Raw genomic sequence first — 22,483 nt, 5'->3', positions numbered from 1 at the left:
AACGATGATGGGCCGCTTGTGGAGATCCGTCCGGCATGTGCCAATGACGCTGAGAGTGACGGCGTTCGTGGCGGTCGCCGCGCTGGTCGGGGTGCAGGGCGGCCAGGCCGCCCAGGCGTTACCGAGAACGGCGGCCACCCCCGCCACCCCGGCACAGCAGACCGGTACCGCGGCAGGCAAGAAGCACGCGGTCCCCGCCTCGGCGACCAGGAGCAGAGCCGGGACCTCACTGCCCGGCTCCGGCCCCGGCCAGGTCAAGGGCGCGGTGGGGGCCTACAAGGCCCACGGAACGAAGAGCGACCCGGTGAACTCCGGCAGCCGGATCCACAAAGCCCCGAAGCGCGTCGCCGCACCGGCGACGAAGAAGCATCGGGGCTTTGTCGCGTCCACCAGCGTGGAGCAGCCCAAGCTCGACACCGCCACCACGACCGTCTTCAAGAACGCCGACGGCACCTACACCGCCCAGATCCACACCCACCCGGTCAACTACCGTAAATCCGACGGCACCTGGGCGCGCATCGCCACCGCCACCACCGCCACCCCGGGAACGGCCTCCACGGTCTCCTACCGGACCGCGGCCGCCGCGGGCAACCCGACCGGCCAGGGCAACGCCGGCTCCTCGACCTACGTCGAGTCCGGCGTCACCCAGAACTTCCACGGCAACGGGCAGCTGTACGTCGGGAAGTACCAGAGCCACGACTACAACTCGTTCCTCCAGTTCAGCGGCTTCGGCACCCAGTTCGCCAACGACTACGTCGTCAACTCGACGCTCTGGCTGGACACCGAGTTCTCCGGCCAGGACACCACCGGCACCTGCTCCGCCCAGGCGGTGAACGTCTTCCCGGTCAGCGCCTCCTGGGACCCGGCGAAGATCGACACCTACCCGGGCCCGGCCTACGGGGCACAGACCGGCAGCGCCTCCTTCGCGGCCGGCACCGACTGCTCCAACGGCCGCCAGTGGGAGGGCATCCCCCTCGACACCAAGACGGTCATGAACTGGGCCCACGGCTGGGCGCCGAACTACGGGCTCGCGCTCACCGCGGCCAGTACCGCCGCCGCGGCCAAGGAGTTCTACGCCGACGATCCCTACCTGGCGATCGAGTACACCCCCAACGGCGCCGGAGCCTCCTACTCCGAGGTCAGCTACGCCTCGCCGTGGAACAACCAGCCCGGCTGGGGCAAGGTCACCGTGCAGAACCGCGGCACGGCCACCTGGACCCCGACCAACGGCTACAAGCTCTCGTACCAGCTCTACACGGTCTCCGGCACCACCCGCACCCTGCTCACCAGCCCCGCCGCGACCCCGGCCGTCATGCCGTCCACCGTCGCACCCGACAAACCGGTCACCGTCACCGCGTCGATCCCCGCGCTGACCGCGGGCAAGACCTATCTGATCTGCTGGGACATGTCCTACAACGGGACGCTGTTCTCCACCTACGGCGTGCCGCAGACCTGTTACTCCCTGCCGGTGGTCAACAACCCGCCGATCGTCGACACGTTCACGCCCGGCAACAACGCCTCGGTCTTCAGCCTCACCCCGGTGCTGGGTGTGACCGGCCACGACCCCGACAACTACCCGGGCACCGCGCTCAGTTACTCCTTCAACATCTACGCCGACGGCTCCACCACCGCGCTGGCGAGCTCCGGCACCATCACCACCTCCACCTGGACCGTCCCGGCGGGCAAACTCGCCTGGGGCGGCACCTACTACTGGACCGCGCTGGTCAGCGACGGTGACGCCACCTCCCTGTGGTCCGCGCCCGACTACTTCACCGTGCCCTCCGCGCCCCAGCCGCTGGTGACTTCGCATCTGGGTGCCGCCCCTTACGACGCGACGGTCAAGGGTGTGGACCCGCAGATGGGCGACTACTCCACCCAGACGACCGACCTGTCCCTCGGCGCGATGGCCGACGGCACGGCGCTGAACATCCAGCGCACCTACAACAGCCTGGACCCGGGCGTCTTCAAGGCGTTCGGCGCGGGCTGGTCGTCCATGCTGGACATGCGGGCGACCACGGACGACGACGGCTCCGGCAACATCGTCATCACGATGGCCGACGGCCGCCAGGAGCGGTTCGGCGCCAACGGCGACGGCACCTACAGCCCCCCGGCGGGCGACTACGCCGTCCTCTCGGCCCCGCCGGCCGCCCACGGCAGCTCGGGCTTCATGCTGACCGAGAAGTCCGGCATGCGGTACATCTTCACCACGCCGGCGACCGACCCCGTCACGGGCCAGACCTACTGGGGACTCAGGGAGTACGGCAACCGCGACGGCCACGGCCTGGACATCACCTGGAAACCGGTCACCCTCACCCTGCCCGACGGCAGCACGCTCAAGGTCACCGAGCCCGTCCAGGCCGGATACTCCGTCGACCAGGACAACGGCTTCAACGACGGGGCGACCGACAGCCAGCCCGACCAGACCGTGCTGCTCGAACTGACCTGGGGCGTCCAGCAGATCACGGCCACCGACGGAACGGTCAAGAACGTTCCGCACGTCCTCACCGCCACCGACCGTACGGTGGCCGGCGTCACCCACCCCTGGTCGTACGGCTACAACGCCGCCGACGACCTCACCTCGGTGTGCCCGCCGGCCACCAGCACCACCACATCCACCGCCTGCACCCAGTACGCGTACACCTCCGGCACGAGCTCCGGATCGCACTTCGTGTCGATGGTCCAGGACTCCAACCCCACCGACTACTGGCGCCTCGGCGACGCCACCGGCTCCACCACCGCCGCCGACTCGGTCGTGGTCAACCAGGGCACCACCGTCGCCACGCTGGCCAACGTCACCCTCGGCCAGACCGGCGCCCTCGCGGGCACTCCCGCCACCGCCGCCTCCTTCAACGGCACCAGCTCCGCCATGGCGCTGCCCGACAACCTGGTGGCCTCCAGCAGCAACCTCGCGATCGGCCTGTGGTTCAGGACCACGCAGGCCGGCGGCACCCTCTTCTCGTACCAGAGCGCCAAGGCCGGCACCGCCGTCACCGCCAACTACACGCCTGCCCTCTACATCGGCACCGACGGCAAGCTCCGTGGCCAGTTCTGGGACGGCGCCGCCTCCCCGATGACCACGGCCGCCGCCGTCAACGACGGCAAGTGGCACTACGTGGTGCTCTCCGGCGCCCGCACCGCGCAGACCCTCTTCCTGGACGGCGCCCAGGCCGCCACCCGGACCAGTACCGGCACCCACACCATCGCGGTCAGCGGCCAGCCGTACACCACCGTCGGCGCGGGCGAACTCGCCGGATCGTGGCCCGCCGTCCCGACCGGCAACGCCCTGGGCTGGTTCAGCGGCCAGATCCAGGACGTCTCCTTCCTCCAGCACCCGCTCGGACTGCCCGCCGTCCAGCAGGAGTACGCCTCCGGCACCCTGGCCGCCGCCGAGCTCACCGGCACCACGCTGCCGTCCGGCAAGACCGCGCTGGCCGTCAGCTACAACGCCCTGACCGACCGCGCCTCGTCCGTCACCGACGCCGACGGCGGCACGTACGGGCTGGCCGACCCGGTCACCACCGGCGGCAACGACTCCTACTACGGCGTCGTACGCGGCACCCGGCCCGCCTACGACTACCCGATGACCGAGTCCGCCGGTCTCACCGCCGTCAACCAGTACGGCATCGACAAGCCGGCCGGCTCCGCCGACGGCATCTACAACGACGTCATGCTCGGCGAACCCGGCATCTTCGGACCCGGCGGGGACAGCGCCGCCGGGTTCAACGGCACCTCCTCCTACCTCACCCTGCCGGCCGGCGCCCTGGACGACGGCACCGGGAACGCCTCCGTCGCCCTGTGGTTCAACACCAAGCAGGCCGGCGGAGTGCTGTTCTCGTACCAGAACGGCCAGATCGGCTCGGTGCCCACCAGCTACACGCCGGCCCTCTACATCGGCACGGACGGCCTGCTGCGCGGCCAGTTCTGGGACGGCACCACCTCCCCGATGGCCTCAAAGGCGGCCGTCAACGACGGCAACTGGCACCTGGTCGAAATGACCGCCACCGGCACCACCCAGACCCTGTCGCTCGACGGCCAGACCCAGGCCACCCGCACCGGCAAGACCATCGCGGGCCAGGTCGCGACCTGGGGCGAGACCAACGTCACCGTGGGCGCCGGCTACATCGCGGGCTCCTGGCCCAAGCCGCCCACCACCGCACAGGGCTGGTTCAACGGCGAGATCGGCCAGGTCGGCGTCTACCAGACCGACCTCGACCTGACCGCCGTCGAAGCCGGCCTCGGCCTGTACAAGGCCAAGGGCTCCGCCACCACGCTGATGCCCTCCACCACGCTGACCGTCACCGACCCCGCGCAGCACACCGAGACCTTCGCCTACGACCCGTCCAACGGCAACCGCACCACCGCCGTCACCGACGCGCGGGGCGGCGAGACGACGTACGCGTACGACTCCCTGGGCTTCCAGGACGCCAGCACCGATCCGAACGGGCACACCGTCACCCGCAAGCACGACGCGTACGGCAACGTGCTGACGACCACCACCTGCCGGCAGGCCAACTCCTGCCAGACCTCCTACTTCAGCTACCACACCAACGCGTCCGACCCGATGGACCCGCTCAACGGCAAGGTGCTCTACGCCGCCGACGCCAGATCCGGCGCCACCGGCACCGCGAACCCGGCCTACCGCACGGCGTACACCTACACCCCGTTCGGCGCGTTGGCCTCGGTGACCACGCCCCCGACGGCGGACTACCCGAACGGGCGGACCGTCCGATACCGGTACTACGCGGGCGGCGAGAAGTTCACCGACAGAAACGGCGTCGTCCACACCGAGCTCTACGGCATGCTCGCCTCGGTCACCGACCCGAAGGGGCAGGTCACGAGGTACCAGTACTGCGACTCGGGTGCCATCGGACGGCTGTGCAGCCAGACCGACCCCTCCGGGCAGACCACGTACTACAGCATCGACGTGTTCGGACGGGTGACCACCAAGGCGGTCAGCTCCGACACCTACCCCGTCACCTTCAACTCGACCACCGGGGCGCTGGTCGGCGGCGTACAGACCAAGTACACCTACGACGCCCTGGACCGCGTCTGGACCGTCACCGACCAGTCCACCACCGATGCCGTCACCAGCATCGTCCACACCCCCAAGACCACCTACAGCTACGACGCGGACGGCGATCTCACCGGCAGATCGACCGCCGACACCACCGGCCACGACACCACCCGCACCACCGGCTACGGCTACGACGACCACGACCGGGTCACCACCGTCACCGACCCGGCGAACCTGGTCACCCACTACACCTACGACGACTTCGGCCGGCAGGCCACCGAGACCGACCCGGGCGGGAACACCTACCGGTACGACTACTCGGCGACCGGCCAGCTCCTCACCACCACGCTCACCGGCTTCACCGGCGACCCCACCGCGCCCTCCGACGCACAGGACCTCGTGACGGAGTCCCGGGCCTACGACCCGGCCGGCCGGCTCGCCTCGGTCACCGACTCCATGGGCCGCACCACCGCCTACAGCTACTTCGACGACGACCGGCTCCAGTCCGAGACCGTCGCCTCCGGCACCTCCTCCGCGGTCACCGACAAGGCGTACGACTACGACGCCGCCGGCAACCTGACCTGGGAATGCGACGTCTGGACCAGCACCTCCTGCATGCGCCAGACCCAGTACACCGTCGACGCCGCCGACCGCACCACCCGCACCGCCGTCGACCCCGCCGGAGTCGACCGGGTCACCGTCAACACCTTCGACCCGGACGACAACGTCCTGTCCCAACTGCTCACCGGTGACGGCCAGACCCGCCAGGTCGGCTACTCCTACGACACCACCGGGAACCCCACCTCGCAGTCGGTGCGCACCGACAACACCGGCGCCACCGGCTACTGGCCGCTCGACGAAGGCAACACCGCCGCCGCCGACTCCAGCGGCAACGGCTTCACCGGCACCCCGAACACCGGCGTGGCCTGGGGCCCGTCCGGCGGCAACTACGCCCAGTTCAACGGCACCACGGGAGCCGTCCTCACCAGCGGCACCCCGGTCGTGGACACCACCCAGGACTTCACCGTCTCCGCGTGGGCGTATCTGAACGCCACCAGCACGACCAAGGACTACACGGTCGTCAGCCAGCAGGGCGCCCAGAACAGCGCCTTCCAGATCGAGTACAACCACACCACCAAGACCTGGGGCTTCGTCCGCCCCAGCGACGACACCGCCACCGCCACCAGTTACAACGCCACCGCCACCACGGCGGCCACGGCCGGCACCTGGACCCATCTGGTGGGCGAGTACGAGGCCGGCCTCGGGTGGATGAACTTCTGGGTCAACGGCGTCCAGGTGAGCGGAACCTGCTCCACCTGCGGCTCGACGGGCCAGGTGACGGACAGCACCCCTGTCGCCAGCACCAGCGGGGTCGCGATCGGCCGGGGCAAGGCGGCCGGGGCCGCCGTCAACTTCTTCCCCGGGCGCATCCGCGACGTCCAGATGTACCAGCGCGACCTCAGCGACAACGAGATCAAGCAGCTGTACACCTCCGCCACCACCACCGGCGAGTCCCCCGCCTCGCTCGGCGCGGCGGGCTGGTGGAAGCTGGACGACGGCGAGAGCCCGACCGCCGCCGACCACTCCGGCACCGGCAACGTCGGCACCCTCAACACCGGCACCACCTGGTCCACCGACAACGGCGGCTCGGCCGTCTTCGCCGGAGCCGGTCAGATCACCACCGCCGGCCAGGTCGTCGACACCTCCAAGAGCTTCTCGGTGGGGGCCTGGGCCAAGATCACCAGCACACCGAGCGGCACCTGGCAGACCGTCATCGCCCAGCAGGGCTCCAAGGCCGCCGGCTTCTCACTCGACTACAACCCGACCGCCGGCCGCTGGGCCTTCGACCGGGCCACCACCGACGTGGCCGCGCCCACTCTGGCGGCCGCCACCTCGACGGCGGCGCCCACCCTCAACACCTGGACCCATCTGCTCGGCACGTACGACGCCGGCACCGGCAAGATGACGCTGTACGTCAACGGCGCCGCCCAGGGCACCGCCACCGACACCACACCCATCGCCAGCACCGGCCCGCTGGTCATCGGCCGCGGCTACTCCGCCGGGGCCGCGGCCCAGTACTTCACCGGCTCGGTCGGCAAGGCGCAGGTCTACAACCGCGCCCTCACCGCCACCGAAGCCGCCGCGCTCTACAGCTCCGGCGGCACCGCCGGATCCGCACCGCTGACCACCACCTGGACCTACGACCAGCGCGGTCTGCCCAGGACCGAGACCGACCCGCGCGGCAACGCCGCCGGGGCGACCGCCGCGGCCTACACCACCACCTACACCTACGACGAGGCGGGACAGCTCACCACGACCGCCGCACCCCCGGTCAGCACCGAGACCGGCGGTGCGGCGGCCCAGCAGACCGTGGCCGTCACCAGCACCGGCTACAACACCTTCGGCGACCAGGTGGAGTCCGACGACCCCGACGGCCGGATCGTCACCGCCACCTACGACGCCGACAGCCGTGTCGCGGCCGTCTCCCAGCCCGCCTACACCTCCCCGGACGGCGCCGGCTCTGTCACCCCGACCACGTCGTACACCTACGACCCGCTGGGTGACCTCCTCACCAAGACGGACCCGCTGCACAACCAGACGTCGTACGTCTACGACCAACTCGGCGACATGGTGCAGCAGACCCTCCCCGGCGGCCGTGTGACCCACACGGGCTACGACACCGACGGCGAGCCGCTGAACACCACCGATCCGACCGGGGCCCGCACCGAGGCCACCTACGACCCGCTCGGACGCCAGATCACCAGCACCCAGGTGGAGCGCACCCCCACCGCGGCGGCGTACACCACCGGGTACGGCTACGACGGGCTCGGCGACCTGACCTCCGTCGAGGACCCGCTGCACAACACGGCCGCCATGACGTACGACGCGCTCGGCGAACCGCTCACCACGAAGGACCCGCTGGGCAACGTCACCGGCTACGCCTACGACGCCACCGGCGCGCTCACCACGACCACCGCCGCCGACAGCACGAAGACCACCCAGGCCTACGACCTGGCCGGGCGGCTCACCTCCACCACCAAGCTGGACGCGGCCGGCAACGCGCTGAGCACGACCTCCTACGGTTACGACGCCGCCGGCAACCAGACCTCGGCCACCGACGCCCGGCTGCACACCACCACCGTCGCCTACGACGCGCTGAACCGGATGGTGAGCCAGAGCCAGCCGGCCGACGCCACCACCACCATCAAGACCTCCTTCGGCTACGACGCCGCGGGCAGCGAGACCCGCTACACGGACGCCGACAACAACAACACCTACTACACCTACAACTCCCTGGGCCTGCCCGAGACCAGCGTCCTGCCCGGCGTCACCGGCCTCACCTCCGCCGCCGACCGGACCACCACCACCGGCTACGACGCCGACGGCAGAACGCACAGCGTCACCCGTCCCGGCGGAGTGGTCCTCACCTACGGCTACGACGCCAACAGCGAGCTGACCTCGCAGACCGGCACCGGAGCCGAGGCGGCCACCACGGCCCGCACCTTCGGCTACGACGCGGCCGGCCGGCCGAACGCGGTCTCCGCGCCCGGCGGCACGGACACGTTCACCTACGACGACCGCGGACTCGTCGTCGGCATGGCCGGCCCGTCCGGCACCGCCGCCTACACCTACAACGCCAACGGCGCCATCGCCACGCGCACCGACAAGACCGGCACCGCCGCCTTCGGCTACAACGCCGACGAGCAGGTCAACAGCGAGACGGACCCGCTGACCGGGGTGACGGCCACCCTCGACTACAACAAGGTCGGCCAGGTCAAGAGCATCGCCTACGGCACCGGCGGAGCGACCCGCGCCTACGACTACACCCCGCTCCACCAGCTCAAGTCGGACGTCCTGAGCTCCCCCTCCGGGACGACCGAGGCATCGTCCGCCTACACGTACAACGCGGACGGCCAGATCGCCACCCTGACCACCACCGGCACCGCCGGGTCGGGCACCAGCAGCTACGACTACGACTACGCCGGCCGCCTGAAGTCCGCGACCACCGGATCCGGCACCACCGGCTACGGCTACGACGGCAACGGCAACCGCACCACCGCCGGCAGCTCCACCGCCACCTTCAACGCCCGCAACCAGCTGACCTCCGTCTCCAGCGGCTCCGCCACCACCAGCTACGGCTACACCGCCCGGGGCACCACCGCGAGTGTCACCGGCGGCGGCACCACGACCACCTACACCTCCGACGCCTTCGACCAGGTGACGGCCTCCAGCATCGGCCTCGGCTACACCTACGACGGTCTCGGCCGGCTCGCCACCGCCACCTCCGGAAGCCGCACCGCCACCTTCAGCTACGCCGACGCCACCAACACGCAGGTCTCCGACGGCGCCCAGAACTTCGGTCGCGACGCGGGCGGCGGCCTCCTGTCCACCTCCGCCGCCGACGGCACCGGCTCCGCCCTGGCACTGTCCAACAGCCACGGCGACGTCACCGGCAGCTTCACCGCCACCGGCAGCGCCCTCACCGGCTCGACCGCCTACGACGCCTACGGACGCCGCACCGCCTCCAGCGGCACCCAGACCTCCCTCGGCTACCAGGGCGGCTGGACCGACTCCGCCACCGGCCAGGTCAACACCGCCAGCCGCTGGTACGACCCCGCCAACGGCGCGTTCACCAGCGCCGACTCGGCCACCAACGCGCCCATCCCGGCGGTCAACGCCAACCCTTACGCGTACGCCGATGACGACCCGCTGGACAACATCGACCCCAGCGGCCACGACGCCTGCACCAGCGACGACATCAAGGCCCAGGAGGAGGCCTACGAGCAGATGCAGGCCTGGCTCAAGAACTGGCAGGCGGGCCAGATGGGCCGGATGCTCGCGTGGTCGCAGCAGCAGTGGGCGATCGGGGCGGCGAAGGCCCGCGCCCAGGAGGCCAAGAACGCCGCCGACGACAAGGCCCTGAAGCAGCAGCAGGACGCCTGGGAGCGGCAGTTCAACAAGGACTTCAACGACGCCATGGACGAGGACTATTCGAGCCCGCGCTCGCACTCCCCGTCCTCGGACGACTATGACTCGGGCTCGGGCTCCGGGTCCGGCTCCACTACGAGCAACGGCCACCTGCACGGCGTGGCCACCGGCGGCGCCCTGGCATACGGCTCCTCCTCACACACCAGTGCCTGGGCGGTCGGCGGAGCCGTCGTCCTGGGCCTCGCCCTCGGCGCAAGCCTCTTCTTCGCCCCCGAAGCCGCGGCGGTCGGGGCGATCGGGGAAGTCTTCGCCCTGGCAGCCTCCGCTGACGACGACTGCGGTGCCAACGGCATCCCCACCCGCCCCAAGAACCAGAACCTCGGCGGCACCAACTCCACCCCGATCCTGGGCACCACCCCCGCCGAGGACGCCGCCGCGGCGGCCGGCCACGACGCGACCAGCTCCACAGCGACCGACGATCACGACACGACGACCGCGCAGACCGCCACCGGCAGCGGCACCGGCAGCGGGGCCGGCGGCGGCTCGGCGAACCCGCCGTCGACCGGCGGCTGCACGTCCGAGCCGGAGGAACCGGATGGGTCGGGCGGGTCGGGCGAGAACCCCCTCGGATTCCGTAGTCCCAACCCGAATCATCCGCCGAACGAAGCCGTCATGCGGGCGATGGCAGAGCAGCCCATTCATGTGAGTGGTTTCGACTGCTCCGAAATCGCGGAAAATCTTCTCAGAGCTGCAGGCGGTCAGGGGAAAATAATCTCCCTGAAGGGTGAAGGCGAGACCTTGCTGGTCCCTGAAGGCGGCACCACCGTCGAATACAACTATCATCAGGTGTATACTGACGGGCGCTATGTGTACGATCCGCGAATGAGCTCCGAAGCGATTCCGCAGGGTGATTTCATGAAGATGATCAAGTCGCTCAATCCGGGTCTCAGGTTCGGGCGTCCGGGTTTCGCCGGGGACTTTTCATGATCGACTCCGCGGACGTGCTGCATGCCTTGAGGGTCCGAGGGACGGTCCAATGGTTCAGGATGTCCGTCGGGCGTGACCCCCTTGACGCGCTTGTTCGTCCGCCGATGATCGCGTGGCGCTATGTCGACCCGCAGGATCAGGTGCGCGACGATCTCCAGCGGATTGTGGCGGCATTCGAGGGGGACGTCGAATGGGTGGTGGACTTCTCGGCCAGAAATTGGGTCATCATGCCGCAGAGGCTGAGCCGAGAATTCGCGCAAGCCGCAGAGGGTTATGTAGGGGTCCTGACGGATCTCAAGTGTGCCGATCAGGAATTCTGCATCCGTGCAACCGCAGATCTGGGTGCTCTGCTGGAGAGAATTCGGGAGCCGTGAACCACGAATTGGTCAGTGCGGCCGAATCCTGAGGGAGTACCCGCACTGCATCGATGCCGCGATCCTGCTCGACGACGCCGGCAACGCCGACGATTACGCGTACGACACCTGCCGACGGCTCGCCGAGGCACTGGAGGCGGGAGGTCGCGGACGACTGGACGGCCGTGTTCGAACACGGCCGGGTGGCAGTGCCTCCCCCGGGGCCGAGTCTGCCTGGCGCAGTGCCAACGGGAAGCAGAGTCTGCCCGGCGTCCGCGCATGCGGAAGAGGCGGACCGAAACGTGTCGGTCCGCCTCTTCGCTGCTTCAGGCAGGCTCTCCGGCACCGTCCCCGAAGCCCTGCGCCGCAGCCTGCGCGGCCTTGCGTCGCTTGCGCCGGCTCACCCGCGGCTCCTGGTCCGGCAGCCAGCCGAAGATCATGCAGCTGCCGACGGCCCCGAGGGCGAGGCCGACGAAGAAACCGCCCAGGTTGGAGGTGACCCAGCTGCCCAGGGAGCACAGCATGCCGAGGATGGAGTAGAAGAGGCGCTGCGAGGGGCTGAAGAGGGTCAGCAGGCCGCACAGCACCATCACCACCGGCAGCAGATAGCCCGCCACGCCCTGCACGCCGACATGTATGACGACCGACAGCGCGGCCTTCTCGGTGAGCAGGATCCACCCGCCGCCCAGCGTCAGCAGCAGCCCGCCCAAGAACGGCCGACGGGCCCGCCAACCGCGGAAGGCGGGCCGCCACCCCTGATGTGGAGTGTCTGTGCCGGACATCAGCAACCCGTGTCGCTGAAGCTGAGTTTCAGGCCGGGAAGCGTGAACGTCCCTGCGGTGGTCTTGTAGTTGGTCTGCCGCAGGTTGTCGATGTGCACGGTGTCGGCCTGCTGGCTGAAGACGCCCTTGGGTCCCTGGACCCCGGCCTTGTCGAGCTGGCTCGCGTCGTTGCCGATCTCGATGTTGTTGAAGGACGCGTCGCCCGACAGCAGGGTCGAGTCGGTGGTCAGATCGGTCGCCTGCACCTTCGAGGAGCCGCTGCCCGCCTTGATGAGCAGGTTGGTGCCGCCGAGGTCGACGCTCTGGCACAGGCTGTCCAGAGTCGCCTTCTTGATCGCGGAGGTGACGACCAGCACATCACCGCCGGTGTCACCGGCGTTCGGGCTGTCCGGGATCATGTGGTCGAGCGCGCCGAACTGCTCGAAGCCGGTGCCGTCGAGCGACTTGGCGGTGACCGTGAAGGGCATGCCGGAGATGAAGAGCGTCACCCCCAGCACCCCCTGCGCGGTGAAGACCGCGAGGCCGGCGGCGGCCAGGGTGGCCGGTATCGCCATCACCGCGGCGCGGCGTGCCCGGACCCGTCCCCGTCTCGGTGCCCCTCCGGTGCCCCCGGTGGTGTCTGGTGTTTCGGAAAGAGAACCGCTTCCCGGGTTCTCAGGCGTGTTGTCGGCGGACGGAACGTCCGGGGACTCGGCCATGTCTGCTCCCATGCATTAGTCACGCGGGTTGGGCTTCAGTGGCACGTTGTCCTGGCGCGGACAGCGGCTGCCGCGCACGCCTCCTCACAACTCCCGGCGGGCGCAAGGGCTTTCTCGTTACGCAGCAGTAGCCAAGCCGCAAGTTACCGGCGGTTACTTTTCAGGGTCAAGACAGTTGTGAAAAAAGGGTGTTGAATTCGCGTCAATTAAGTTCCGACCATGCATTCCCATGATCGATTGCTCAACTCCCTTGATCGGCCTTGACGTTGACGGGTGATCAGGTCTACAACTCTCCCTGGTTTCCTTCGGATCCGTGGCGCCGGATCCGCCGAGCGGTATCGACCGCTTCCCGGCCTCTTCGATCACCGCTCCGCTCACGGCGTCGGCACGGTCGCTTCCCCCCAGGGGCCGTGCCCGAACGCCCTCGACCGGCCCGGTCGGAGGCCTAACCCCCCAGGCTTTCGGCCGGTGTCCGGCCTGGCTGCCGTTGCCGGCCCGTCACGTACGGAGAAGGCGTGACGAGCCGGCAACGGCCGGCGCTGTCTACGCGCCCCCATACCCCCCACCTCACCTCACGCAAGTCCCCCCAAAGAAAGAGGCAACCCGCATGCGTACGCGATCCCTCCTCGCCCTCGCCGGTACCGTCGTCGCCCTCTCGGTCGCGGCCACCGTTCCCGCCTCCGCCGACGGCGCCGTGCTCACCACGGGCAGCGCCGGCGGCACCGCCGTCGCGGTCGGCGACACCCTCACCGCGTCGCTGGCCAGCGGCACCACCGCCACCCTCTACTCCAGCGCCACCAGCACCAGCGGCATCACCTGTGCGGCCTCGACCTTCACCGCGACGGTCACCGACAACCCGGCCGCCTCCGGCACCGCCACCGAGTCGGCCACCGGGCAGACCTTCAGCAGCTGCACCAGCAACGTGACCGGCGTGACCGGCGTCTCCAGCATCACGGTCGACAACCTGCCGTACACCACCTCGGTCGCCTCGGGCGGCGGCGTCACCGTCACCCCGGCGGGCGGCACGACCATCCAGACCACGGTCAAGCTGACCACCCTGCTGGGCAGCATCACCTGTGTCTACCAGGCCGCCAGCCTGACCGGCACGAGCTCCAACACCGACAACAGCCTCGCCTTCAGCAACCAGGCGTTCGCGAAGTCGTCCGGCTCCATCCTCTGCCCCTCCGCCGGATACTTCACCGCCAAGTACGCCCCGGTCTCCGACAACGGCGCCGCCGTCTTCGTCAACTGACCTTGTTACAAAGGCCGTTAGCGTCGACGCAGACGCAACGCCAGGGCGGCGCCGCCGGTGAGCACCAGCACCGCGGCGGCGCCGCCCGCCACCAGTGGCGCCGACGGGCCCGAACCGGGGTTCGTGTCGGAGGCCACGGGAGTGCTGTCGGCGGCGGTGGTTCCGGTCGTTGGGGAGACCGGGGTGGCCGTCGCCGTCTGCTGTGCCCGGGCGGCGGCGCTCGTCGAGGCGCCGGGGGCCGGCGTCGCACTCGGCCGCGACTTCGTGCCCGCCGTCGCCCCGCCGCCCTTCTCCGCAGCCTTCCCCCCGGCTGTCTCCGTGTCCTTGTCCGTGCCCTTGCTCGCGGCCTTCTTCGCCGTGAACACCACGTCGGAACACGAGTAATAGGTGTCCGGCGTGCTGCTGGTCTGCCAGATGGTGTACAGCACCTGACGGCCCGTCCGGTCGGCGGGCAGCGTCGCGCTGAAGTGGTACGCCCCGTTCGTCAACTGCGGGTCCTTGATCTCCGCGAAGGGCTGCGCGGGCAGCTCGGACCACGTCAGCGGCTTCGTCGGGTCGTAGCCCGGCTTCGTCAGATACAGCTTGAACGTGCCGGAGTGCGCGATCGTCGCGGCGTACGTCATCGTCATCCGGGCGCCCGGAGTCAGTTCGGTCGCGGGCCAGTCCGCGCGCGCCAGGTCGAGCCCCTTGTACGCCGGCAGGTTGCCGCTGCACAACCTGCCGTCCGGAATCACCTGCCGGTCACGGCCGTCGACGCCCGCCACCCGCACGTCGTCCCACGCGACGAAGTTCTGCCCGCTCGCCGCGATCGCCGCCTTGCAGGCCGCCGTTGCGGCGCTGCCGCCGCTGGGGGAGCAGGCGTAGGCCCGGCTGACGGGATAGGTGGGTGCGCCGTGCGCCTGGGCGGCCCCCGCCGCCCACGACAGGAGCAGAAGCGGGGCCGCGGTGGCGGCTCCCATGACTCTCAGGCGGGCGGTCGTCCGGGTCATCCGGGACGTCTCCTCGGCGGGCGCGGGTACGGGGTCTGCTGAGGTGAGTACGGGAATCGGGGCCGCACTGTTCAGCGCGCCCGATCGCAGGGCCGGTCGAAGTGTGCGGCACCGACCGGCTCGTCCGTTTTGCTGACTTTTCAGGCGCCATTGAGAACCAACCGTCCGGCTCGTATCGTGGCGATCACCGATGGCCGCCCGGCCGCCCGCATCGCTTCCGCATACCGGCGCGAACACGAGGGAGGGGCGCGTTCTGATCTCGTCCGTTTGTGCACTGCGGACCCTCGTTCGCGTGGTCGCACGCGCGACTTGCCCATGTCCGTCGCCGGGTCCGCACAGTTGCCTCCCGCTGCCGCACGGTGAGCTATCGTGTGCACGGGGTAAAAAACAAACCGCATGCCCCGTCGGTTTGGGAAGCCGTGAAGCCCTGAAACGCAGTCATGGAGCCGTGAAGGAGCGTCGAGTCGATGGCGAGGCAGTTACGTGCGGAGCAGACCCGCGCCACGATCATCACGGCCGCCGCCGACCTCTTCGACCGGCACGGCTATGAATCCACCAGCCTGAGCGAGATCGTCGAGCACGCGAAGGTCACCAAGGGGGCGCTCTACTTCCACTTCGCCGCCAAGGAGGACCTGGCGCACGCCATCATGGAGCTCCAGTCCCGCACCTCCAGCCAGTTGGTGAGGGAGATGGACAGCCGCGGCTACTCCTCGCTGGAAGCCCTGATGCGCACCACGTTCGCGATCGCCCGGCTCTCCGTCGACGGCCCGATCCCGCGCGCCGGCCTGCGCCTCGCCACCGCGGACGTCACCGTACGGCCACCGCTCAGGCATCCGTTCACCGAGTGGCTGGAGTTCGCCACACGCAAACTCGTGGGCGCCGTCAAGGAGTCCGACGTGCACCCGGACATAGACGTCGGCGCGGTCGCGCACTCCCTGGTCTGCTTCTTCGTCGGCACCCGGGTCGCCGGCCGCAACCTGGAGCCGGTGGGGCGACTGCCGCGCAGGGTCGCCGAGATGTGGTACCTGATGATCCGCGGCCTGGTCCCGGTGCACCGGCGGGCCCGCTATCTGACCCTCGCCACCCAGCTGGAGCGCGAGATCAGAACGGCGTGACAGGCGCCCCGCGGGTCGGCGGAGCCGGGCGGCCCGCGCGATAGCGTGGCGCCCATGCCCGACTCCGCCGCCGCGCCCGTGATCCTCGGTACTTCCGGCCCGTTCCCGCACAGCGTGCTGGCCGAACGGCACCCCGCGATCATCCGCCAGGTGCGGGACGCCTTCCCGTACGGCCCCGCACAGCAACGCGCCCTCGACGCGCTGCTGCACAACTGCACCGAGGGCGTGATCGAACCCCTGCCCGACGACGCGAGCGGCTGGCACGACTGGGGCCTGGACACCTGTGCCGGCCGGTCCTGGTTCGACGTGCCGTGGCTGTGGTCCGAGAGTTACTTCTACCGCCGGCTCCTGGACGCCGTCGGCTACTTCGGCCCCGGCCCCTGGCAGGGCATCGACCCGTTCCGCCCGTTCAAGCTCGCCGAACTCGACGCCAAGGAGACCGACGAGGAACTGGCCGCGCTCGACGACCTCGGCGGCGACCCGGACCAGGCCCTGCTGCACGGCTCCCTCTGGGGCAACCGCGCCGACCTCGGCTTCCGGCTCTCCGCCGCCGAGTCGGGCGAGGCCGTCGCCGCCCTGGTCGCCGACGACAGCACCGCCCTGTGGCCGCTGCTGCACGGCGGCACCCTGTGCCTCGTCGCCGACAACGCGGGCCGCGAACTCGTCCCCGACCTGCTGCTGATCGCCCACCTCCTGGACACCGGCCGCATCGCGCACGCGGTCCTGCACATCAAGCCCCACCCGTACTACGTCTCCGACGCCACGACCGCCGACGTGCTCGACGCCCTGCGCAGGCTCACCGCCGCCCCGGGCGCCGCCGCCGGATACGGCACCACCCTCTGGTCGGCGATGGCCGACGGCCGCCTCACCGTGCGCGCCCACCCCTTCTCCTGCGCCCCGCTGCCGTACGCCGAGATGCCCGGCGACCTGCGCGCCGAGTTCGCCTCCGCCGACCTGACGATCTTCAAGGGCGACCTCAACTACCGCCGTCTGGTGGGCGACCGGCTCTGGCCGCCGACCACCCCCTTCGCCGACGTCACCGCCTGGTTCCCGGGCCCGGTGGCCGCACTGCGCACCCTCAAGTCCGATGTGATCACCGGGCTCTCCGCGGACACCGAGGCAACCCTGGACGCGGCCGAGGCAGCGCGCTGGCGCACGGCCGGTACCCATGCCCTGATCCAGGTCAACCCGGGTACACCGGCCGCGACTTGAGCAAGTTGACGAAGTTCGGGACGAGTCCTTCGACCGGGCCGGCGGGCTTCAGGACCGGGTGACGCCCGCGCGTGGAGAGTGCGCAGCCGGAGCCGGGTGAAGGCGGGCGCCCAGGCAGATGCGCGGCCCGTCCCCGAAGGGCCCATGCGGGTTCGGCGCGCGGGTGAGGCCGAGCCGGCCGGCCGCGGTGCGGAAGGCCGTCGAACGCCACAGGGAGCGGCCGGAGTTAGCGGATTCCGCCCCGGTTCACGCGATGGTGTGATCATGTGCCGCCGGGTGGATGGCCTTTGCGGCGCGCGGGTAGGGCCCCGGCCATGACGCAGCCGTTCGAACTCCCGCACTTCTACATGCCGTATCCCGCGCGGCTCAACCCGCATCTGGAGGAGGCCCGGGCCCATTCCACCGAGTGGGCCCGCGAGATGGGCATGCTGGAGGGCTCCGGGATCTGGACCCAGACCGACCTGGAGGCACACGACTACGGCCTGCTGTGCAGCTACACCCACCCCGACTGCGACGGCCCCGCCCTCTCGCTGATCACCGACTGGTACGTGTGGGTGTTCTTCTTCGACGACCACTTCCTCGACATGTACAAGCGCACCCAGGACTGCGCCGCCGGCAAGGCCCATCTCGACCGGCTCCCGCTGTTCATGCCGCTCGACCTGACGACGCCGGTGCCGGAGCCGCAGAACCCGGTCGAGGCGGGCCTCGCCGATCTGTGGGCGCGCACGGTGCCGTCGATGTCCGCCGACTGGCGCCATCGCTTCTCGGTCGCCACCGAGCACCTGTTGAACGAGTCGATGTGGGAGCTGTCCAACATCAACGAGGGGCGGATCGCCAACCCCGTCGAGTACATCGAGATGCGCCGCAAGGTGGGTGGCGCCCCCTGGTCCGCGGGGCTCGTCGAGTACGCGACGGCCGAGGTGCCCGCGGCCGCCGCCGGCTCGCGGCCGCTCAGGGTGCTGATGGAGACCTTCGCCGACGCCGTCCACCTGCGCAACGACCTGTTCTCCTACCAGCGCGAGGTGGAGGACGAGGGCGAGAACAGCAACGGCGTGCTGGTCCTGGAGACCTTCTTCGGCTGCACCACCCAGGAGGCCGCCGACGCGGTCAACGACATCCTCACCTCCCGCCTCCACCAGTTCGAGCACACCGCCCTCACCGAAGTGCCCGCCCTCGCCGTCGAGAAGGGCCTCACCCCCGACCAGACCGCGGCGGTCGCCGCCTACACCAAGGGCCTGCAGGACTGGCAGTCCGGCGGTCACGAATGGCACCTGCGCTCCAGCCGCTACATGAACCAGGGCGCCCTCCCGTCCTCCCCCTGGCAGCACCTCACCGGCCCCGGCACCTCCGCGGCCGACGTCGGCGCCCTGCTCGCCGCGGCCGCGGCGGAGCGCTTGCGCGCCTACTCCCACGTGCCCTTCCAGCAGGTCGGCCCCTCCCTCCTGCCCGACTTCCACATGCCGTACGAGGTCGAGGTCAACCCGAACCTCGACGCCGCCCGGCCCCGGCTGACCGCCTGGATGCACCGCACCGGCATGCTGTCCGAGGGCGTCTGGGACGAGGACCGGCTCGCCGCCTCCGACCTCGTGCTCTGCTCCGCCGGCCTCGACCCCGACGCCACCCCCGAGGAACTCGACCTCAGCGCCCAGTGGCTGGCCTGGGGCACCTACGCCGACGACTACTACCCCCTCTGCTTCGGCACCCGGCGCGACCTGGCCGGCGCCCGGCTCGCCACGGCCCGCCTCTCGGCCTGCATGCCCCTCGCCGACGAGCCCGTGCCCGTGCCGGCCACCGGCATGGAACGCGGCCTGACCGACCTGTGGGCCCGCACGACTGCCGGGATGAGCCCCGAGGACCGGCTCGCTCTCAGGCAGTCCGTCGACGTGATGACCGAGAGCTGGCTCTGGGAGATGTCCAACCAGCTCCAGAACCGCATCCCCGACCCCATCGACTACCTGGAGATGCGCCGGGCCACCTTCGGCTCCGACCTCACCCTGAGCCTGGCCCGCCGCGGCCACGGCCCCGCGATCCCCCCGGAGGTGTACCGCAGCGGCCCGGTGCGCTCCCTGGAGAACGCCGCCATCGACTACGGCATGCTCGTCAACGACGTCTTCTCTTACCAGAAGGAGATCCAGTACGAGGGCGAGCTGCACAACGCCGTCCTCGTCGTCCAGAACTTCTTCGGCGTCGACTACCCGACCGCGCTGCACGTCGTACACGACCTGATGACCCAGCGGATGCAGCAGTTCGAACATGTCGTCGCGGGCGAACTCCCGGTCGTGTACGACGACTTCGAGCTGTCGGCCGAGGCACGCGAGGCCATGCACGCCTACGTCCGCGACCTGCAGAACTGGATGGCCGGCATCCTGAACTGGCATCAGCGTGTCGACCGCTACAAGGCGGACCACCTCGCCTGCCGGGCCCACGGCTTCCTCCCGGACCGCCCACCGCTCGCCCCGGCGCTTCCGCTCGGCTGACGGCGCGGTGGACGGGGCGGTGGACGGGTCGGTCGGCAGCGCTCGTCCGCCCCGGCTCCTACTGGAGGGCGGCGTGCAGACGCCGGGCGCGCCCGGCCTGCGGCAGGTCGCCCAGCCGCTCGAACTCCCCGGCCAGCCAGAGCAGCGGCGACAGGTCGAGTTCCTTTCTGCTGCCGGGCCGCAGCAGCAGGCCCTGGTCCAGGTCTATGTCGTCCAGCCGGCGGATCAGCGCCACCCGGGCGAGCTCGGTCATCCCCTGCTCGGCCGCCAGCCGGGTCCAGGTGGACAGCGGCTCGGCGGCCGGGTCGCCGGACACGTTGTGCCGTACCGATTCCCACAGAGGCGGCCGGGGGTGCGGGTCGAGCAGGTCGTAGGCGCAGCCCTCGTCCGCGTTCAGCAGGAGGAAGCCGGGCTCGGTGCGCAGCAGGGCTGTGTGCAGCATGCCGAGCAGCTCGACGGGGGAGCGGTCGGACAGGCTCAGGGCGGTGCGGAGTTCGGCGCGCTCGGCGTCGATCCCGTGGTACTCCCGGATCTCGTCCTCGATCTCGGCCACGCGCGCGAGGATCCTCTCCTCGCCGTCCGCCGGAGACAGACTCAGGAGGTCGCGCCAGCCCGGCAGGCCGATCACGACCTCCAGGGCCTCGTCCACGGACGACCCTATGATCCCGGCCGAGCCTTCCGAGTCCGCGTAGAGCAACGAGCCGTCCGCGCACACGAAGTAGGTGCCGCCGGTGTCGCTGCCCGCCACCGCCTCCAGGGAGCCACCGGAGGCGAGGCGGACCGGCTCGGCATGGCCGTGGGCGGCCCGGTCCAGGTCGAAGTCGAAGGGGAACGCCGCCAGTTCGGCCAGGCGGCGGTGCTGCCGGAGCAGCCGCAGGCAGTCATCGGTCATGTCACAGAACGTAACAGCAGGCACTGACAACGGCCTCCGGCCACGGCGGGGAGCGGAGCGGCCCCGGCCTCACGCCGACGCGCGAACCCGTTCCGCGGCATGGGCGACCGCCGCCCGGGCCAGCGCCCGGATCACCGGATGCGGACGCGAGCCGTCACCCGACAGCTCCGGCTGGAAGAGCGTGGCCAGGAAAAAGGGGTGGCCGGGCAGTTCGGCGACGCGGACATGGCCGTCCTCGTCGTGTCCCGACAGCCGCAGCCCGTGCGCGCGCAGGGTGTCGAGGTGGCGGGAGGGTCCGTACGAGCAGAAATAGCGCTCGACCGTGCGCCCGGAGCCGATCGCCGACTCGGCCAGCGTGCCCGGCTCGACGCGCACCGCGGCCTCGTGACCCACCAGCGAACAGGCCAGCGGCTCGATGAGGAGGTCCTCGGCGTCGGGGTCGTTCTCGGCGTGCGCGACCCGGGTCAGGCCGCAGACGTCGCGGGCGTACTCCAGGAGCGCGTGCTGGAAACCCCCGCAGGTGCCCAGGAAGGGGATGCCCTCCTCACGGGCGGTGCGGATCGCCCGCAGCACGCCCGCCTCGCTGCGGTACGGACTGCCCGGCAGCACCCACACCGCGTCGAAGCCGTGCACCGCGTCCGCGGCCTCGGCGTCCTCGGAGGGGATCCAGTAGGCGTCGAGCACCAGCCGGTCGCGCAGGGCGAGCGCGTCGAGGATGAGCGGGATCCGGGTGTGCGACACGACGTTGGGGGAGCGGTCCCCGACCAGGGCGACCGTGGCGGTCCGAGCTGCGGAGTTCGTCATGGGGCTCATCCTGGGCGCCCGCTCCGGTTCACGTCCAACGATGATTGACGGACTCTCGATAAGCATCACTGATGCGATCCTGTGCGGCATGGACCCGCACCTCCTGCGCACGTACGTCACCGTGGCCCGCCTCGCCTCCTTCTCGGAGGCCGCGCGCGAACTCGGCTACACCCAGTCCGCGGTCTCCCAGCACATCGCCGCCCTCGAACAGGACCTCGGCGCGCCCCTGCTCACCCGTCGTCCGGTGTCCCCGACGGCGGCCGGCGAAAGGCTCCTGGAACACGCAGCCCCGCTGCTGCTGCGCCTGGACGCGGCCCGCGCGGACGTCGTACGGATGGCCGCCGCACCCGCGCCGGGCCTGACCCTCGCCGCCACCCCGACCGCACTCGGCCCCGCAGCCCTCGCCGCGCTCCCCGCGTCCGGCGTCACCCTGCGCGTCCTGCCCCGCGACGGGATCCCGGCCGCCGTCGCCACCGGCACCGCCGACCTGGGCCTGCTCGACGGCCTGGCCGCCCCCAGCGACCCCCTGCGGCTGCCCGACGTGGCCCCCCTGAGCACATACGGCGTCGGCGAGGAACCCGTCGCCGTCCTGCTCCCCGCCGGGCATCCACTCGCTCGCCGCCCCGGCCTGCGCCTCGCGGACCTCGCCGACGCCCGCTGGCTCGACGCCCCCGACGCGGCCCCGCCGCTGAGCCGGTTGCGCACCGCGACCGGCGGCGGCGCCTTCCGCCCGGCCCTGCGCTACGACGGCTGCGACGTTCGCACCCTCACCGCCCTGACCGCCGCCGGCCACGGCCTCACCCTGCTGCCCCTGCGCACAGCCACGGGCGTCCCCGGCACGGTCGCCGTCCCCGTCACCGCACCGCGCCTCGTCCACCGGGTGGAACTGGTGTACGGCGGGACACCCGTGGGAGCGGCGGCGGACCTGGTGGCAGGCCTTCTCGACGGTGCCCGTGGCGCAGGCGGGGGCTGAGGCTTC

12 protein-coding genes are annotated in these 22,483 nt (G+C 70.6%); 7 read left to right on the top strand and 5 right to left on the bottom strand.

Translation table 11 applies throughout. The annotated features are described in order from the left end of the window. Positions 1–43: 43 nt before the first annotated feature. Complete coding sequence (locus SSP29_RS61000; RefSeq protein ID WP_145968979.1) at positions 44–10,930, top strand: LamG-like jellyroll fold domain-containing protein; 10,887 nt, start codon at positions 44–46, stop codon at positions 10,928–10,930. Then, the gene (locus SSP29_RS33690; RefSeq protein WP_089104666.1) at positions 10,927–11,304 is read left to right on the top strand and encodes a hypothetical protein; all 378 of its coding nucleotides are present in this window, start codon (positions 10,927–10,929) and stop codon (positions 11,302–11,304) included. Before SSP29_RS61000 ends, SSP29_RS33690 begins: the two co-directional genes overlap by 4 nt. A gap of 305 nt (positions 11,305–11,609) precedes the next feature. Here the strand turns inward: SSP29_RS33690 and SSP29_RS33685 are convergent, their stop codons facing one another. Both SSP29_RS33685 and SSP29_RS33680 read right to left on the bottom strand, forming a co-directional pair. Continuing rightward, entirely contained in the window at positions 11,610–12,065 is a 456-nt protein-coding gene (locus SSP29_RS33685) for a DUF6114 domain-containing protein (RefSeq protein ID WP_150135409.1), read from the bottom strand. Next, entirely contained in the window at positions 12,065–12,763 is a 699-nt protein-coding gene (locus SSP29_RS33680; RefSeq protein ID WP_089104664.1) for a DUF6230 family protein, read from the bottom strand. Before SSP29_RS33680 ends, SSP29_RS33685 begins: the two co-directional genes overlap by 1 nt. Positions 12,764–13,370: 607 nt before the next feature. Between SSP29_RS33680 and SSP29_RS33675 the strand changes: the two genes are divergently transcribed. Then, positions 13,371–14,015 (top strand): Tat pathway signal sequence domain protein, encoded by a 645-nt coding sequence (locus SSP29_RS33675; protein ID WP_089104663.1) that lies wholly within the window; start codon positions 13,371–13,373, stop codon positions 14,013–14,015. Between the two features lie 17 nt (positions 14,016–14,032). Here SSP29_RS33675 and SSP29_RS33670 read toward each other — a convergent pair whose 3' ends face one another. After that, complete coding sequence (locus SSP29_RS33670) at positions 14,033–15,004, bottom strand: lytic polysaccharide monooxygenase (RefSeq protein ID WP_089104662.1); 972 nt, start codon at positions 15,002–15,004, stop codon at positions 14,033–14,035. A gap of 467 nt (positions 15,005–15,471) precedes the next feature. Between SSP29_RS33670 and SSP29_RS33665 the strand changes: the two genes are divergently transcribed. From SSP29_RS33665 to cyc2, 3 genes are all read left to right on the top strand, one after another. After that, entirely contained in the window at positions 15,472–16,119 is a 648-nt protein-coding gene (locus SSP29_RS33665; RefSeq protein WP_089104661.1) for a ScbR family autoregulator-binding transcription factor, read from the top strand. A 54-nt stretch (positions 16,120–16,173) separates the two neighbouring features. Beyond that, positions 16,174–17,331: a damage-control phosphatase ARMT1 family protein gene (locus SSP29_RS33660; protein WP_089104660.1), complete on the top strand. Its 1,158-nt coding sequence runs from the start codon at positions 16,174–16,176 to the stop codon at positions 17,329–17,331. Between the two features lie 314 nt (positions 17,332–17,645). Beyond that, positions 17,646–19,808 (top strand): germacradienol/geosmin synthase Cyc2, encoded by a 2,163-nt coding sequence (gene cyc2, locus SSP29_RS33655; RefSeq protein WP_089104659.1) that lies wholly within the window; start codon positions 17,646–17,648, stop codon positions 19,806–19,808. Positions 19,809–19,866: 58 nt separating this feature from the next. On the opposite strand, the gene SSP29_RS33650 is transcribed toward cyc2, so the two are convergent. Together SSP29_RS33650 and SSP29_RS33645 are read right to left on the bottom strand one after the other, a co-directional pair. Then, complete coding sequence (locus SSP29_RS33650; protein ID WP_150135407.1) at positions 19,867–20,700, bottom strand: hypothetical protein; 834 nt, start codon at positions 20,698–20,700, stop codon at positions 19,867–19,869. A 69-nt stretch (positions 20,701–20,769) separates the two neighbouring features. Next, the gene (locus SSP29_RS33645; RefSeq protein ID WP_089104658.1) at positions 20,770–21,504 is read right to left on the bottom strand and encodes a CTP synthase C-terminal region-related (seleno)protein; all 735 of its coding nucleotides are present in this window, start codon (positions 21,502–21,504) and stop codon (positions 20,770–20,772) included. Between the two features lie 88 nt (positions 21,505–21,592). Here SSP29_RS33645 and SSP29_RS33640 point away from each other — a divergent pair, with 88 nt between their 5' ends. Continuing rightward, complete coding sequence (locus tag SSP29_RS33640) at positions 21,593–22,477, top strand: LysR family transcriptional regulator (RefSeq protein WP_089104657.1); 885 nt, start codon at positions 21,593–21,595, stop codon at positions 22,475–22,477. Positions 22,478–22,483: the final 6 nt, after the last annotated feature.

Source organism: Streptomyces hyaluromycini (assembly GCF_002217755.1).
Lineage (GTDB): Bacteria > Actinomycetota > Actinomycetes > Streptomycetales > Streptomycetaceae > Streptomyces > Streptomyces hyaluromycini.
Note: the sequence above shows the minus strand (reverse complement) of the source record. Positions and strands in the feature narration are given on the sequence as shown.